The organism is Paenibacillus sp. 01T431, assembly GCF_056398625.1.
On sequence record NZ_JBFTPT010000014.1, the window covers coordinates 98,761 to 116,028 of the forward strand.

General features: G+C 43.9%; 9 protein-coding genes. 5 read left to right on the forward strand and 4 right to left on the reverse strand.

The features are described from left to right. Position 1 precedes the first annotated feature (1 nt). Positions 2-1,651: a sigma-70 family RNA polymerase sigma factor gene (locus AC1DM9_RS24175; protein ID WP_477510811.1), complete on the reverse strand. Its 1,650-nt coding sequence runs from the start codon at positions 1,649-1,651 to the stop codon at positions 2-4. Positions 1,652-1,843: 192 nt separating this feature from the next. Between AC1DM9_RS24175 and AC1DM9_RS24180 the strand changes: the two genes are divergently transcribed. Then, positions 1,844-3,412: a class I adenylate-forming enzyme family protein gene (locus tag AC1DM9_RS24180; protein ID WP_477582612.1), complete on the forward strand. Its 1,569-nt coding sequence runs from the start codon at positions 1,844-1,846 to the stop codon at positions 3,410-3,412. 28 nt (positions 3,413-3,440) lie between these two features. Here the strand turns inward: AC1DM9_RS24180 and AC1DM9_RS24185 are convergent, their stop codons facing one another. From AC1DM9_RS24185 to AC1DM9_RS24195, 3 genes are all read right to left on the reverse strand, one after another. After that, positions 3,441-3,977: a hypothetical protein gene (locus tag AC1DM9_RS24185; RefSeq protein ID WP_477582614.1), complete on the reverse strand. Its 537-nt coding sequence runs from the start codon at positions 3,975-3,977 to the stop codon at positions 3,441-3,443. Continuing rightward, positions 3,977-4,393 carry a MerR family transcriptional regulator gene (locus tag AC1DM9_RS24190; RefSeq protein ID WP_477510814.1) on the reverse strand — a complete coding sequence of 139 codons (417 nt, stop codon included), beginning with the start codon at positions 4,391-4,393 and terminating at the stop codon, positions 3,977-3,979. The genes AC1DM9_RS24185 and AC1DM9_RS24190 overlap by 1 nt, the downstream gene beginning before the upstream one ends. Before the next feature lie 239 nt (positions 4,394-4,632). Further along, entirely contained in the window at positions 4,633-12,198 is a 7,566-nt protein-coding gene (locus AC1DM9_RS24195) for a pullulanase (protein WP_477582617.1), read from the reverse strand. Positions 12,199-12,659: 461 nt separating this feature from the next. Here AC1DM9_RS24195 and AC1DM9_RS24200 point away from each other — a divergent pair, with 461 nt between their 5' ends. The 4 genes from AC1DM9_RS24200 to AC1DM9_RS24215 all read left to right on the forward strand — a co-directional run bounded on the left by AC1DM9_RS24200 (position 12,660) and on the right by AC1DM9_RS24215 (position 17,159). After that, positions 12,660-13,355 (forward strand): response regulator, encoded by a 696-nt coding sequence (locus tag AC1DM9_RS24200; RefSeq protein ID WP_477510816.1) that lies wholly within the window; start codon positions 12,660-12,662, stop codon positions 13,353-13,355. After that, entirely contained in the window at positions 13,348-14,352 is a 1,005-nt protein-coding gene (locus AC1DM9_RS24205; protein ID WP_441878619.1) for an ATP-binding protein, read from the forward strand. The genes AC1DM9_RS24200 and AC1DM9_RS24205 overlap by 8 nt, the downstream gene beginning before the upstream one ends. A gap of 103 nt (positions 14,353-14,455) precedes the next feature. Next, on the forward strand, positions 14,456-15,217 hold the full coding sequence (locus tag AC1DM9_RS24210; RefSeq protein WP_441908051.1) for an ABC transporter ATP-binding protein: 762 nt from the start codon (positions 14,456-14,458) through the stop codon (positions 15,215-15,217). Further along, the gene (locus AC1DM9_RS24215) at positions 15,207-17,159 is read left to right on the forward strand and encodes an FtsX-like permease family protein (protein WP_477582620.1); all 1,953 of its coding nucleotides are present in this window, start codon (positions 15,207-15,209) and stop codon (positions 17,157-17,159) included. The genes AC1DM9_RS24210 and AC1DM9_RS24215 overlap by 11 nt, the downstream gene beginning before the upstream one ends. Positions 17,160-17,268 lie beyond the last annotated feature (109 nt).

The window sequence follows — 17,268 nt, forward strand, 5'->3', positions numbered from 1 at the left end:
ACTACTGATTGCTGGAAGGAAATTGCCAAACCATTGTAGTAAGTCGTTTTTTCTCGGTATCGGCAGGAACTGCCAAAAAATGTTTGCGCTCCAAATACTCCATTACCGCAAAAACAAGCGTCATCCCATCATTCATTGCTTTGTACACAATCTCTTTATCCGATATAAATGATGGCGCATCCTTTCTGCATACGGATATCATATCCTCATAGATTTGATCTACTTTCTTTTTGAAGTTGTTCTCATGAAATGCTTGATCCAATATACGTTTCAGCGCTTTATGCTGGGAGGCATTAAAGTATGGAACCAAACATTCAAGCTTGCCGCTCTCCATGGATACAAAACCCTTTTCGACGAGTCTGCTAATTATGATCCGATCATATTCCGAGTGTGAAGCTCCGCTCTCTATAAGCTCTACGACCCTTGATAAGTCATCCAGATCGGGCGCGTTAAAGTCTCTCCACGTCATACCCGACCACCACGATTCCATCTGAAGCCCGCCATGGTAATGGCTGTTGCGCGTTTTAATGCCGTTCGTTGCATATTTGCGAACAATCTCATGGTTAGGCAAACTGCTCCGATACTCCTCATCGCTATAATGAATAGAAGCAGTCACAATATATTTCCCGCCATCTTTTTTTTCATCCGGCTGATATTGCACATAATAGGCTTCTTCTTTCACTTGATAATACTGCGTCCAAATAGCATAAGGGATGAAAGCCCATAGAAGGAACGTTTCGTTCAAATGCGTCCCATGAAAATCTAAAGTGCGTATTTCTTCCAGTTTTCCCGCTACACATGCGTAAATTTCTTCCGCCAGCTCTTCGGCTTTCGATTTAAAATAACTCGTTTCCGCAGACAAGCTTCTCATCGTCTCAATAATAAAGTTCGTCTGGTACTTCCCTTTGCCTACTTGCCGCACTAAATCCGATTTCTCCAGCTTCTGAAGCTCATCTTCGACATAGGCACTGGCAGCCCCAATTTTGCGCGCGATCTCTTCAATGGTCAAAGGTTTTTCATAAATTGCAACACAGATATTCGATGTTAGCATGGCATTGAAATAACAATTGGGCTCATTATTTGGACCTGGAGTTCCACAGTGGCCAACCATCATCCTCACCGGTTTATAGCTTAATCGATCAGCAGCTTGCTCCATTTTTATTGCCTCCTTCAGCTTTTTACGCACTTCAAAGAGATGCCACTTCACCGTCCCTGCCGCAATCTGCAAATGCTTCGCGATTTGCTCGATACTCTGCCTCTCATAATAATATTGAATCGTAATGTCACGATGGAGACGAGACAAATAAGCGATTTCAATGCGCATATTTTCCAGCAGCTCTTCCATATCCGCCGTAAAAAGCTCACTGTTTCCGTTCTCTAGGGATGATATATAATCGATATTTGCATGGTTCCAATGCCGTTTTTCCTTCGCCAAATAATTGCTCCATGTGAAGCAGCAGATCGTGTGAACCCATGCGTCCATGTTGTCCACCTGCTTGCCTGTCTGAAGCGAGCGATAGAGCGCTAACCATATTTCTTGGGACAAATCCTTTGCATTTTGTTCATGTCCCGTTTTCGAGAGAGCAAAGCCGAATATCTTTCTCGAATAGCTTTGCAGAAGCGATTCATCGATCAGGATATTTGCTGTCATGCGGCACCTCCTTTGGCAGTCGTATGGTATATAAGTAGCTGCACCAATCAATCGGTTGGTCATTTTATAAAAAAAACATTATTTTTCCATAAGGAAAATCAATTTGCTGCCCCAGCTTCTTCCTGTTACGGTTGAATAGTACAGTAAATTCATAGGTTTTATTGCTCTTATTTTAATTAGGGAGGTTATGATATGCTGCTTTCCAAAATATTGCCGAAGACTGCTCAGATGCACCCAACAAAAAAAGCAATGAAGGATAAGAATGAAACCCTTACTTATGAACAGTTATTTAATRAGGTTAACCGTGTCGCTCAAGGATTTCATAATCTCGCAATCAAGCCAGGTGAACGAATCGCAATGATTAGTTCTCCATCACCGCAGCTTGCTATCGCCGAACTTGCTGCGGTTGCCATTGGTGCCATTCCTGTAACGATTTTTCCCGGGTTAGCCGCAAATGAAATCAAAAATATTGTTCAAGATGCTGCTCCCACTGCGCTAGTCTACAGCTCCGAACAATCTCAGCTATTAGAAGCCTTATCTTCACTGCCAATTGCGCATTTCATTTCATGCACCTTAGATCAGTCCCCCCTATCATTGCAGTCCTTTATGGTTCATTGTCCCGCTCTCATGGAATGGCATGAAGCTGAACCAGATGATGTGGCGCTTATTATTTATACAGGCGGTACGACGGGACGATCCAAAGGTGTCATGCATTCTCACCGCCATATTCGCAATTGGTCCTTTATGAACCTAGAGAGGGGCGGCGGGCATAACGCTTCTAAAAAATCGATCGTGATGAATCAAGCCCATTTAACCGGCCAGTTTGTTTTGTGGACGACCTTATTTGAAGGCGGCTGCCTCATCTATCTGAATGAATATCCCGTTCGAGCTGAAGAAATTGTTGATATCATAGAACGGGGTCAAATTAAGTTTTTGGGTACTGTGGGGCTATTATTTCGAGATATTGTCCTTATGGAAAATATCAAATCCCGCAGCCTGCAATCCATCGAAGGCATCTCTTGCGGCGGCGCGCCCATCAGCGAAAATGTATTTCATCAAGCGTTAACTATTTTTCCGAATGCACAAATTACTGAAGTATATTCTCAAACAGAAAGCGGACAATTTATTAGTTTTTTAAACATAAACCAATGTTTCCATGAAGGAAAGCTAAATCGATTAATATCCGTTGGCAGTCCAGCCAACATGCCGTATTGGGGGCAAAAAGCATTTCAAATTCGTATTATTGACGAGCTCGGCCAAGATGTTGAACAAGGAGAAACTGGCGAAATTTTATGCAAAGGAGAGCAAATCATGCTTGGCTACTGGAATAATCCAGTGGAAACAAACCATGCCCTGAAGGATGGGTGGCTCTATACGGGTGACTTAGGCAGGTTTGATGAGGATGGTTATTTGTATCTCATGGATCGAAAAAAAGATATCATTATTGTTGACGGTGCAAATGTTTACTGCTCAGAAGTAGAGGAGGCACTTAGCAAGCATCCTTCTATTCGTGAGGTTGCTGTAATTGGAACGCCCTTATTAGTGGATGGCGAAGAAGTAACTGCGGTGGTGTCCCTTAAGGGCGATGCAGAGCTGACTTTAACTGATCTAAAAATATTTTGCCATGAGCAGATTGCTCCATTTAAAATTCCAACGCGATTGGAAATCGTTGCCTCTCTCCCAAGAACGTCCGTCGGGAAGCTGAACAAGGCGGAGCTGAAGAAACCGTATTGGCTCGGCAGAACACGTATGATTAATTAATGTTTATCTCATTAATTATTTTGGATGCCTAACGTGGTGCAAGCCCTTCAATTCGGTATTTTTTCTCCCAATCGGCATATTCACTCGATTCAATCCTAATGATTTTTGTTTGGGAATGATCAATAAATTCATATTCAGATGGCTCATTAGATTTCTTCAGAGACAGATGTTCTTTCATAAACGCTGCGGCTTCTTCATCAACGACCAAGCCGTCCATTTCATCCTCAGATACGATCCTTAATGGCACTTCATGTTCAATTCGAATAGGTTTTTCTTTTTCATTATAAGTGATCGCAACAATGATAGTCTTCACTCCGCACGATACTGGGCTTGTCGTAAATAGCTCAACGATCATGTTATTTATTATCATCGGATTAGATACGACGATCTCCTGAATATCCGTCTCCTCATATCCGCTCAAATTGTGTAGCCGATGAATGCCGCTTGGCAGCGTAAGCTGAACACGAACATCATCCGCATCACGGATTGGAGAAAGCTGAAGCCAAAGATGGTTCATGCCTTCTTCATTTTCCATAATTGATTTGGTGAACCTAGTTTGAATCATCACTTCACTTCTCCCTTCAGCATTTGAGAGATCGTCTCTACCATTTTCACTCGGAGTTCCGCCGAAATTCGTGGGCTCATCGAAAGAATGACATCATCATTAATGACATGGGTATCGTTGGTTAGCATTTTTTTGGAGCGATAAAGCTGAAGATTCTCGCCTATTTTGGAAATCTCATCTATAGAGAGCTCCTTCAGCTTTTCTTGGATAGCAGCCAGCGTATCTCCGCTATGGATTAACGTCAGAATCGCACGAAAGTAACTAATGTGGCTGCTCGTATAAACTCTTTTGTTCCCAACAAGCTCTAACGGGGGAACGATCCCGATCTGGGTATAATACCTGACGGTTCTCAAATTCATCTCAGGATCTTCCTGCTGGAGAATTTCCGAAACTTGTTTCGCTGTGAATGTGTCCATCTTTTCACCTCATTTCAAATTATCGACGATCAATTTAGTTACAGTTGACTGTATTAGTTACAGTATACTGTAATACAAGTCACGATGTAAAGATATTGATTGCTTAACTCGGCAATACAACAACGCCAACAAAAGCCGGGTCTCCAGAAGGAGAAGCCCGGCTTTTGTCTGTTTCAGCAACTACATCATGTTAGACATAATGATTTGCCAACTTTCTAACCCTTACATTAAAGAAATGCTTATTTCCCTAAAAGCTTATAGATGACCTGTGCACTTTCTGCACGTGTCATTTTCCCTTTCGGCGCAAATGTTTCGTTTGCTCTGCCTTGAACGAGCCCTAGCTTAGCAGCAGCCGCAACCGATGCTTCCGCCCATTTGCTAATTTGGCTGCTGTCAGTGAATGTTGTTTCCTCTGCCGCCGAAGCTGCAGCCGCTCCCTTTCTAACCTCATACGCTCGCATGATCATGACAGCCATTTCCTCGCGGCTTATCGTTTCATTTGGTGCAAACGCCGAGTTGCTGCGGCCTTTTATAATGCCTAGCTTGCTAGCTGTCGCCACATAAGCGGAATACCATTTGCCCGCTTCTACATCGCTATAGCTTGCCGTGCCTTCAGCTTTCACTCCAAGAGCACGGATAAGCATAGCTGCAAATTCTGCTCTCGTTACGTTAGCTTGCGGTGCAAACTGCTTCTCATTAATGCCCGAAACAATGTGCTTCGCAGCCAGTGATTTAATCGCTGCGTTAGCCCAGTGACTAGCTGGCACATCCGTAAATGATTTATCGTACTCAAGAACTGCATATTTACTGAAATGGAATACCTCAGCCGTAATCATCTCAACCTTAAGCGTGCCACCGATGTATTCCAGCTTGCCAGCATCACTCACATAATAGATACCAACGATGTCTTGGTTTGCGTTCGGGTTAAGCTGGAAGCTGAGTAGGATTGGCTTCTCAAACTTCGTAACCGGAATCACTTTTCCAGCCTTCGTTACGATGCTTAAGTTGAAATCATAAACCAGAGAGCCCGCTTTCAGCTTAGCTTGAACATCCTGAGTTCGGTCAACCAAAGCGTCCGCATCTGCAGTATTCAACGGTTTTGCCTCGAATACGATACGAGCCCCGTCCGCTTCACTCACAGACACAAGTCCTTTAATAGAAGCCAATAGTTCATTTGACAGCGTCATTGTAATGCCAGCTGCCTTCAGCTCCAAGTTATTGCCTGCCAGTACTGCTGCTGCATCAAGCGGCAATTGTACCGAATGTTTTCCATCGACAAATTGTACCGACACTTTACCATCCTTGCCGCTGCGCAAGATGTCATTATCAATCACTTGGACATCAGCTGGCTGTGGTGTAATCGGCGTCGTAGGTGTTGGAACATTATCCGCTACCTCACTCAAAATAACCGTTCCGCCTTCGTTTCTGCCCGGCACTTCAACCGTCACCTGTCCATTATCCTTCACCGTGTAAACCGTTCCGCTGTACTCATCCTTTGCCTTAGCTCCAGCTGCGAAAGGAACTTCCAGCGTAACCGACTTGCTCTCCACGGCTGTGTTAATGATCGTTACAATATTTACGCCGTTAAATTGTTTATTAAATGCTAAATAGGCTAGTGTATCCGATCCAGCAAGCTTGGTACGCAAGCCTTTCGAATAAACCTTCGAGAACTTCGCCCGAATATTGAGCAGCTTCTCGTAATGATCATGCAGTGCTTGTTCTGCCGTCAATTGATCCCATGGCATATCTGAACGGTTTTCGCTTAACAAGCCTGCTTTCAAGTCACGAGCATTAGGACCTGAGCGGCCAAGCTCCTCGCCGTAATAAATGACGGGCTGGCCTTTCGCCGTGATTTGAAGGGCTGCTGCGATTTTCAGCTTGCCTTTGTCTCCTTTCACAAACTCAGACAGGAAACCATCCTCATCGTGGCTGCTTAGGAACTGCCCCATCATTGCTGTGTTATCCAGCTTCGTTTCCCGGTCTGCTAGATAAGCATCGACAGCATCAATCTTCCCATCTGTAAAATCTTTGGCTCTGTCATTAAAGCTAAAATCGAGCAAGCTGTCCATTTGGCCGCTGCGCAGCATGCCGCCGTCACCGTCGATTGAAGCGCCAAAATTTTCACCGATCAGCTTGAAGCTTGGATCGATAGTCGTCAACGCATTTTTGAACGCTTTCCACGTTGTGCTCTCTACATGCTTCACTGTATCCACGCGGAAGAAATCAATCGTGTCGCCGCGATCCGTTCTAGCACGCTCCAGCCAGCCTGCTTGCCATTCAATCATTTTCTCACGAACGGCAGGGTCCTCTGTCTTGAAGTCCGGCAAACCATCCAGTTCTCCTTCAATTGGATTGGTGCTGGCTTGAACGCTATTTGTTCTGAGCATCCCTTCAAAGCGAGCTTTGTCCTCCGGCGTAATGCCTGGACGGTTATCCTCAGCTTTTAAGCCGTAGCCGGTATGGTTAAGCACCACGTCGACCATAATTTTGATGCCCTTGTCGTGAGCTTTGTTAATTAGTTCCTTAAACGTATCCATATCACCCAGATGCTCATCAAGCTTCGTGAAATCTTTAGCCCAGTAGCCATGATAGCCGTACTGCTTGGTGTTAAAATCTACGCCTTTGTTGAAATCGATATTATCGACAATCGGAGTGATCCACAGCGTATTAATGCCCAGCTCCTGCAAATAATCCAGCTTGTCGATCATGCCTTGGAAATCACCGCCGTGGTAGGCTTCAAGGTGATCTTTATCTACATCCGCATTATTGGTTGAATCCCCATCCGCAAACCGATCAGTTAGCGCGAAATAGATACGCGCCTCATCCCAATCAAAGTCGAGATTGCCAGCAAAGGTTCTAGCTTTTACCGTTATTGTGGCTGTATGCGTGTGCTTGTTGCCGTACTCATCGATGAGTGTAACGGGTATTTCTTTTACTCCCGCTGTAACTGTGTCTTTCACGGCAATCGTTTGTGCAAACAGCTTGGTGTCGAAAGGCACTTTAGCTAATCCACCTACTGCCGTTAAATCCATATACCCTTCAGTAAATACGACTTCTTCTGATGCTGATGCCTGTAATTTGAGCACCGCGCTTTCATTATACGAAATCGCAGCTGGATGAACCGATGTCGTCATCGTTACGACAGGCTTCCGATACGTAATGACTGATTTGCCATTGGTCGTATTTTTGGGATCGGTTATTTCAACGGTTGCTTCGTCTTTCTTCTTCACAAGGAAGGTATATTCGTATGTGCCGCCTTCTACATTTGCAAGTGAATAAGTAAACCACTCCTTCGCAGCATCATAAACCATTTCATGCTCTGCACCATTCACCTTTACCTTAACCCCGGTCAAATCACTTGAGCGTCCTTTTTCAAATAGAGCATCATCCCGGTACAGGAAGGTAATGCCACCATCTTTTAGAACTGGTCCGGTGATAGTTGGCAAAATACCCAGCTGATTTACCATACTCGTTATATTTACTTTCGTAAAAGCAGCCCCTGGCGAGATCGGAATCACGCGATCGTCTGGTATATCCTGCTTCGCCGTGTTCCAGTCTGTTCCTTTACGAAGCACGAAGCCCACATTGGTCGCATCCTGCGAAATTTCAAGCATGACTGTTGCAATGCCATTTTCGATTTTATCAAAGTTGATTTGATCATTTTTCACACCGGTGTTCCATATCCACATATTCCAGTCCTGATAGTTTTTATCCGGACGAATGTAGTTGATTTGGACATACCGTTTGATTGATTCCGTTTTTACAGCAACTACAGCGCTCACGGATATTCCGTTATACGTAGCTGTGATCGTTGCATTTCCTAAGCTGTTTGCCTTAACAAGGCCTCCTGTTGTTACAGAAGCAATATCGGGCTTATTCGAAGAATATACAACACCGCTCGTTACTTTTCTTTTGCTGCCGTCGCTGTATTTCGCATAAACTACCGTTTGATGGGTCGTTCCAACCTGCAAAGGATAGTTAGCGTTATCCAGCTCAAGCGCGTTCAGCACAGGCGCTGCCGCTTCCATCTTAATAATGACTGCGGTCAACGGCTCAAGCATAATCGAGCTCGCTGTCAGCTCAAAGCCGGATGGCACAGAAACCGCCGAAATCCCCGCTTCATCATTATCTACTAGCACTGTGCCTGTAGTTAAATCCTCTGATAACGTTAGCGTTCTTGCTGTACGATCAGCATTCATAAATACATAATAATTGCCGGTGCCGTCTGTTGCTTTATTTTTGTAGCCAATCACAAGATCGTTATCTTTCATTTCCTTCGCAGGAATGAGCGTGACATTGGAATCAACGAGGTCCTTTTCGCCTAAACGGAAGGCATCCGTATGTTTCCGAAGTTCAATTAGTCCTGCTGTGTACTCCTTCGTTACATGATTGACTGGATATTGCTCAGCATTCGTCGCCTTCTGCCAGTCAAATTTATTGATTGCATCGGAGGAATCATAGGAATCATGAATGAAATAACCAAATGAGGTTCCGGCTGCATCTTTCAGCTCGTGGTATTTCTGCTCCGGCACTCCTGCCCCAAGCCACTGCTTCGTTCTGCCATATTCTTGACCAGCATGAAGGAAAGCCGTACCTTGAGAGGTTAGAATGAGCAAATTGCCCAGACGTATCCGTTTATGAATTTCCAGATCATTAGCCGCTATAGCCGGGTCTTTCTTAATCGACTGGGCAATAACATCATACAGCGGCAAGTTGTCATGGGCTTCAATATACTGCACCATGTCTCCCGGGTCATCAGCAGGCGTGTTGCTTGGCTGCCCCTTGATATTATTCAGGATCGTCGCCACGCTTCTTGCTCCACCTGTTATAAATCTTGGCTCGCCCTCCGAGCCGAAACCGGATTTCAATTCATTACGAATCTCATCGGAGAAAACGCCTACGCTGTCTGTTTTATCCATCCATTTTTGGTCTGCGCCTTTGCCCTTCAAAGCAGGATCAGAAGCATCGCCCCCGAACGTTACCCAGCCTTCACCGATAAACAAGGCATTCGGATTAATACTCGCTGCTGCATCGTAAGCATTCTGCACGGAATCATAGGTAGCGTCGCCCATCATATCCCAGCGCATGCCGTCGATTTTATATTCATCAAACCAGTACTTAACCGAATCAACCATTAGCTTCTCCGCCATTTTGTGAGAGGTAGCAAGGTTGTTGCCGAATCCGCCGATGTTGTTGCCATTTGCATCTTGGAATGCGTAGTAATTAGGTACGATATCGTTTAAGAAGCTTGCTTTGGCCATATGGGTGTAGACGACATCAAGGACAACCCCCATACCTTCATCATGAATCGCATCAATGAGTCCTTTTAATTCCTTTACTCTCAGCTCGGGATCTGCCGCATCCTCCGAATAAGCGCCATCCGGTGAGAAGTAGCTATGCGGATCATAACCCCAGTTGTATTCGTTGTTTTGTGCAGAGTATTCCAGTTCTCTTGTTCCCATCTGAGCTTCGTCGCCATAATACCAAGCCATAACTGGAAGCAGCTGAATATGAGTAACGCCTAATGATTTAATATAAGACAGCTTATCCTTGAACGCGTTATAAGAGCCCCATCTCGCATTAAGATCATCAGCTACGGATGGATCGGACGTAAAGTCTCTAATATGCGCCTCCCAAATAATCGCGTCCTCTCGTTTCTCATAGCCGTCAATTTTGGCAAAATCATAGTCTGCGGCAGGATCAGTCGCACCTAGATCAACGATTGCCGCTTTGCCAACTGCATCGCCATCTGGACCGGTTTCACCTTTCGTATTCACTCTAAACTCCGCCATCGATTTCGCGTACGGGTCGAGTACTTGTTTCGTAACCCCATCATTCGTCACTTCATATTGATAAAAATACCCCTTCAGATCGGTTATGTCTTGACCTGTGAGATCAGTTGGCGCGATAGCTGCCGTCCAAACGCCTTTGTCGCCTTTCGTCAAACTAGCACTGCCAACTAGCTTAGTGGAATCGGCTTTATCATAGACATTGGCTACGACTGAGCTTGCTTTTGGCGCCCACAGCTTCAGAACGACGCTGCCAGAATGATAGCTAGCCCCAAGATCATTTCCTTCGTAGTTGTAAAGCTCATCAAGCATTCTCCAGCCTGCAGCTGCGGATACGGTTCTCCCTTGATAAGTTACGTTCAGAGGCGTTTGATCCAGCTGAATGTTGGCCGAGACCATAGCTGTTTTTTTATCAGCATTCAACACCACTTGATTAATCGATACAGCTGTACCGTTCTTATCCGTAATAGTGATCGCATTTTTCAATTCCTCTGCTGCGAGACCGTCGGTCATCGTGAATCCGAGAAGGAGTTTGCTCTCGGATAAGATCTCTGCGGACTCAAGGGCTGTAGGCAGTTCCCAGTAAGGGGACACGTATACATTATTATCTCCCTTCTTGATCCAGAGCTGATTGTAACGATTTACAAGACTGAAGGAGCGATTGCCTCCATCCTTATCCGCATCGCCCAAGGTGCGATTAACGACAATAAAACTAATTTTTTGCGCGTTCTCTTGAAGTGGAATATCGACATAGCTGCCATAACGGTCAACCTGTTCCTCTGTAAAAGCGGATGCGCCCGTTGGCCAGCCTGTCGAAGGAGTTGCCACCTGATCCCACAGCCATAAACCGTAAGCACTCTGTTTTTTATCGTCTCTTACATAGTGAATACGAACGGTATTAGCTGGGAGCTCTACCGGCTCGAAATAAGATACTTTATCGGAGTTCTCCTTAATCCAAATTTCATTTACTGCAGGGGAGCTTATCGCTACCGCTTTATCGCCGCCATCCTTAGCTCCATCTAATCGATTAACGATAAGGAAGCCCACTTTTTTGGCATTCACAGCTATCGGAATATCAACATAAGCACCATAGCTGTCTATCTTATCTGCTGGAAAAGCTGTTGCGCCACCCGGCCAGCCTGTTGAAGGAGCGGCAACCTGCTCCCATGTCCATATTCCTTGATTCTCATAAAGAGCATCTGCCCGATTGTAATGAATGCGCAGGTGGTTAGCCGGAATCGGATCGAGGTTCGGGTCAACCGGATCTGGACTCGGACTCGGTTCAACTGGCGCTTTGAAATCTGCTGATACTACTTCTGTATTCGCATTATATTTAAACGTTACTGGAAGATCGGCAGGAAGACTAAGCAATTGATCATCCTTTGGATACGTCTGGTCATCCCAAGTCGATCCAAGCACGATTTTGAATTTGTAATCCCCTTTGGGTACATCTTTCGTTATCGTGTAGACGCCATCCAGATCGGTATCAGTCAAAACAGATAGCGCCGATTCTGGTGCCCAGTTACTTGGTTCCCCTAGCGGAACCTGCAAAGTCCCAACAATCCGAGGCAGCTTGTCGCTGGCTACCTGGGTGTAATAGGTAGAATCCGCAATTTTATGTGTATCGTGGTTATAATAAAAAGTCACTTCTTTCTCTTCGGAGAGTGTCAGCTTAATATTGCCGCCGCTATCCACACCGCTTGGATTCGTGTAATTACCAAAGCCATAGCTTTCCAACCAGCCTCCATTTAGAGCAACTTTATATTCATATGTGCCTGCTGGCAGCGTAGCCTTAAACGTATAATAACCGCTGCCGCTATCGCTCATCTTGGTTACCTCGGCTTTCGGGTCCCAATTCTCGCTGTTACCGAGCCCCTTCTGCAAGTCGCCGACAAGAACAACCTGAGTTGGTGCCGCGGCGTTCGTATGTAGCGGTATTGCGCCCACTATCGACCAGATCATAGCTGCAATAAGCATGATAGACATCATTTTCTTTCGTTTTAAAGCAAAGCCCATTTGGATGAACCTCCTCAAATTATGATCATTGCACCTTTCAATCATCAACTCGCACCTTCTGACTACACCAAAGTTCGTTAAAACAACACCCCCTGACTTCTGTCTAAACAGCTATAGATTTTATGCAAGCGTTTGCACAAATAACATAATTAATGCAAACTTTTTAACCGCTTCTTCTACAACAGCTGTTCCAGTCATAAAAGCGCAATGAAAGCGTTTGCTGATTCCCATATTAATACTCAAAATAAAGCGCTGTCAATTGTTTTTCTCACCTTTTACCTATTTCGACACGGAAATTCACCTTTTTCTCCTGAAATGACAACGTTTGCACAAAATGTTGCACAACCTTCTTTTCTCATCCCCTCTCTCTATTCAGCACTTTGTTCCGTGCCATTTATGGCATACATAGGGATTTTCCTATACAATTCATAGTAATAAACTTTTAAAAAAGCGGTGACTCTATGTTTAAACTATTGTTAATTGAAGATGACACAACGTTATTTAACGAGATAAAAGACCGATTATCCCAGTGGTCATATGAGGTACATGGCATATCGGACTTTGAGAAAGTGATTCAGCAATTTACCGCGATTAAGCCGGACCTCGTGATCATCGATATTCAGCTTCCAAAATTCGATGGATTTCATTGGTGCAGAATGATACGTTCCCACTCCAACGTCCCGATCATCTTCCTATCCTCGCGAGACCACCCGACGGACATCGTCATGTCTATGCAGCTTGGAGCGGATGATTATATACAAAAGCCCTTTCACTTCGATGTGCTCATCGTCAAAATACAAGCTATTCTTCGGCGGGTATACAATTACAATACCGAACATATCGAGCTTAAAACCTGGTGCGACGCAACGGTTGATTATGAGAAAAATCTGGTCTCCAATCATAAAGGCTCCATTGAGCTTACCAAAAATGAGATCTTTATTTTAAAAATGCTCATTGACCGTAAAAATAAGATTGTTAGCCGAGAAGAATTGATTAATAGCTTATGGGATGATAAAAGGTTTGTCAGTGACAACACGCTTACTGTGAATGTGAACCGGCTGCGCAAAAGGCTCGATGAAATTGAACTGGGCCGTTTTGTTGAAACGAAAATTGGACAAGGCTATATGGCTGTTGAAGAGGCGCATGATTATGATTAGAAAATATATAGTGGAACGGCGCAGCTGGATTCTGTTGTTTATTATTTTGCAGCTGCTGATTCTTGTTTGTGCTTATGTAGATTCAACGATTCCCCTGCAATCGATGATCTATCTCTTTTATTTATCTTCGATTATTTTTATCATCCATTTCGTCATCCGGTATCATAAAGAAACAAGGTTCATCAGAAGCTTAGAGGAGCGAGACATCAGCCTGGATACTACGAGCATGGCTGAGCCGGAGAGCCCGTTTGAGAAAGTGATCGAAAAAAGCATGACGAATCAAGCGGAACTGCTGAAGCACGCTGCAATGAACAATCGGATGATTTTGGAGCATGAGAAGGATGAGCTGTTATCTTGGATACACGAGGTAAAAACGCCGCTAACCGCGATGCGTCTCATGATAGACCGTATACAGGATGAAGGAATGAAAACGCATTTGACGTATGAATGGCTGCGAATTCACCTCCTGCTCGACCAGCAGCTCCATCAGAGACGCATACCGTTTATTGAAAATGATATCTATATCGAAAACACCGATTTGGAAACGATCATCTTCGATGAAATCAAGACGCTGCAATCATGGTGTATCCAGAAGGGGATAGGCTTTGATATTCAATTGGATGAACCGAAAGCGCTGAGCGATGCGAAATGGCTTTCCTTTATTATCAGACAGATTTTAACCAACGCTGTAAAATATAGCCCGCCATCTGATATCGTGATCAAGAGCTATCAGCGGAATCAGCAGACTATCCTCGAAATTATTGATAATGGACGCGGCATTGATCCGAAGGATCTGCCTCGCATTTTCGATAAAGGCTTTACATCGACGACGATGCACCAAGACAGCGCCGCAACAGGCATGGGATTGTATTTAGCTCAAAAAGCAGCTCAATCGCTGTTGATCCGTGTCCATGTTAAATCCGAGCTTGGAGCAGGAACAGCGTTCACCTTAACTTTCCCGCAGCGAAATGAATTCGTTCGTATCACAAGCATGTGACAACATTGTCACATGCTTCTATTATTTGTTCGGTCATTCGAAGGAACTAATCGGACATTCGATTTACAATACAAGTAATAGACCTAGGGAGAGTGTTAATCACATGTTCATTCTGGAAGCAACCAAAATTCATAAAATTTACGGAAACAAATTCAATAAGCAGGAAGTATTATGCGGGCTTGATATTAGCATTGAAAAAGGGGAATTCGTCAGCATCATGGGCGCATCCGGCTCAGGAAAAACAACCTTGCTTAACGTGCTTTCATCGATTGACCACATTAGCAGCGGCTCGATTAAAATCGAAGGGAAAGTTATTTCTGGGTTAAAAGAAAAACAATTAGCTGAATTTCGTAAAAATCGTTTAGGCTTTATTTTTCAGGAATACAATCTGTTAGATACTCTAACGGTTAAAGAAAATATTTTATTGCCGCTGTCGATTACGAAGACGCCAAAAAAAGAAGCTGAGCGTAAGTTTCAGGCGGTAGCGACCGAGCTTGGCATTTATGAGCTCCGCAATAAGTATCCGAATGAAATATCTGGTGGTCAAAAGCAACGTACATCCGCTGCAAGAGCCTTCATTCATGAGCCAAGCATTATTTTCGCTGATGAACCGACAGGTGCCCTTGATTCCAAATCCGCCTCTGATTTACTGAACAAGCTGAGCGGTTTAAATCAAAAAAGACAAGCTACAATCGCCATGGTTACTCACGATCCGGTAGCTGCCAGCTATTGCAGCAGAGTCATCTTCATCAAGGATGGACAAATCTATTCTCAGCTTTATAAGGGAGAACAAACGCGGCAAAAATTCTTCAACGATATTATGGCAACACAAAGTGTACTAAGCGGGGTGCACCATGAGCATTAATCAACTCATTTTCCGCAATCTAAAAAAGAATCTAAAAAATTATTATCTCTATGTGTTTGCTCTCGTGTTTAGCGCTGCTCTTTATTTCGCCTTTGTCACCCTGCAGTTTGATCCTGCCATGGATGAGGCGAAAGGCTCTGTTAAAGGGGCTGCCGCCATTAAGACTGCTTCTTATTTGCTTGTTGGAATCGTTTCTATTTTTCTGCTGTACGCCAATACCATCTTTATTAAAAGGCGCAGCAAGGAAATCGGCTTATTTCAGCTTATCGGAATGACCAAAAATAAAATTTTCCGCATTCTGACGCTGGAAAACTTTTTTCTTTATTTCGGCTCCATCCTGCTGGGGGTTCTGGTCGGTTTCTCTGTGTCCAAATTAATTATTATGATTTTATTTAAAACGATCGGTGTTGAGGTGGCCGCAGAGCTCCATTTCTCCACCCAAGCATTCAAGCAAACCATCATTATTTTTTTAGTTATTTATCTTCTGATTATGTTGATGAATTATTTATTTATAAAAAAACAAACGATATTATCGCTGTTTAGAGTGAATTCCGTCACAGAAGGCAAAGCAAGAAGAGTGTCTATTCTGGAAATGCTGATCGGCATTGCCGGATTGCTGTTGATTGCGCTGGGCTATTATATTTCTTCCGAACTGTTCGGTGGAAAATTTGTGACGATGACCACGCTCTTTGCTGCCATGATCGGCATACTCGGCTCCGTCATCCTTGGAACCTTCCTTTTCTATAAAGGATCGGTCAGCTTTATTTTCAACGTGATCCGAAAGCAGAAAAACGGCTACCTTAACATTAATGAAACCTTATCGCTCTCGTCCATTATGTTCCGTATGAAATCGAATGCGCTGCTGCTCACTATCATTACGACCGTGTCGGCGCTTGCTATCGGCTTATTATCCTTAAGCTATATCTCTTATTACTCTGCCGAAAAAACAGCCAAAAACAATGTTCCCGAACATTTTGCATTTATGAACGTTCAGGACGCGGAGCAGTTTAAAGAAGCGCTAAACAAAAACAAGCTGGCGTATACCGAAAAAACGATTCCTGTCATTCAGGTAGACGTCAATGTGAAGAGTATTATGAATAACAATCTGGAAGGGGTAAGTGTGGCTGGGAATTCGGATATGATGACCTTGCCCGTTGTCAGCGAACAGTCTGTTGACGGCATTCAGCTGTCTAAAGACGAGCTCTATCTCTCCGGTTACAGCAGCATGCTCAAACAGTTCATGTCTTTGAAGGACTCAGGGCCTGTACAGCTAGTGAATCCTACTCAAAGTATTCCACAACAATATATCGGACTTAAGGAGCAGCCCATCGTCTCTTGGTGGTTTAAAAGCGGCGGATTGCCTGTAGTTATCGTCGATGATTCTGTTTTTGAGAGCTTAAATAATCATCTTGATCCGGCTATTCAGAAACACTCTACCCTGCATATCGGAATTAATATGAAAGATCGTTCTGATCTAAAAGAAGCGACTCAGCTATTCAATGAGATGAAGTTCTCTGAGCACAACAGAAATGATTCTCAGCTTAATACAAGCAACCAGCAAAAACAAACGATGGGCTTGATTATGTTTATCGTCGCTTTCCTTGGATTAACCTTTCTTATCACATCCGGCAATATTCTCTATTTTAAGCAAATGGGAGAAAGCGAAGAGGAAAGGCCAAACTATACCATCCTTCGAAAGCTCGGCTTCACAAGGGCTGATTTGTTAAGGGGCATAAAAATAAAACAAATGTTCAACTTTGGCATTCCCTTAGTGGTTGGGCTGCTTCACAGCTATTTTGCAGTCAAATCTGGATGGTTTTTCTTTGGAACAGAGCTTTTAACTCCGATGATTATAGTCATGCTGCTATATACCATCCTTTACTCCATATTCGGAATTCTTTCCGTCTCTTATTACAAAAAGATCATTAAAGAAGCACTTTAATACCATCTAAACAGGATATCCCTCTTTGATTTTCAGAGGACGGGTATTCTGTTTTTCTTTGTGTGTTAATATGCAAAAAAATGAGATCGCAAACTCAATATCCAAGTGG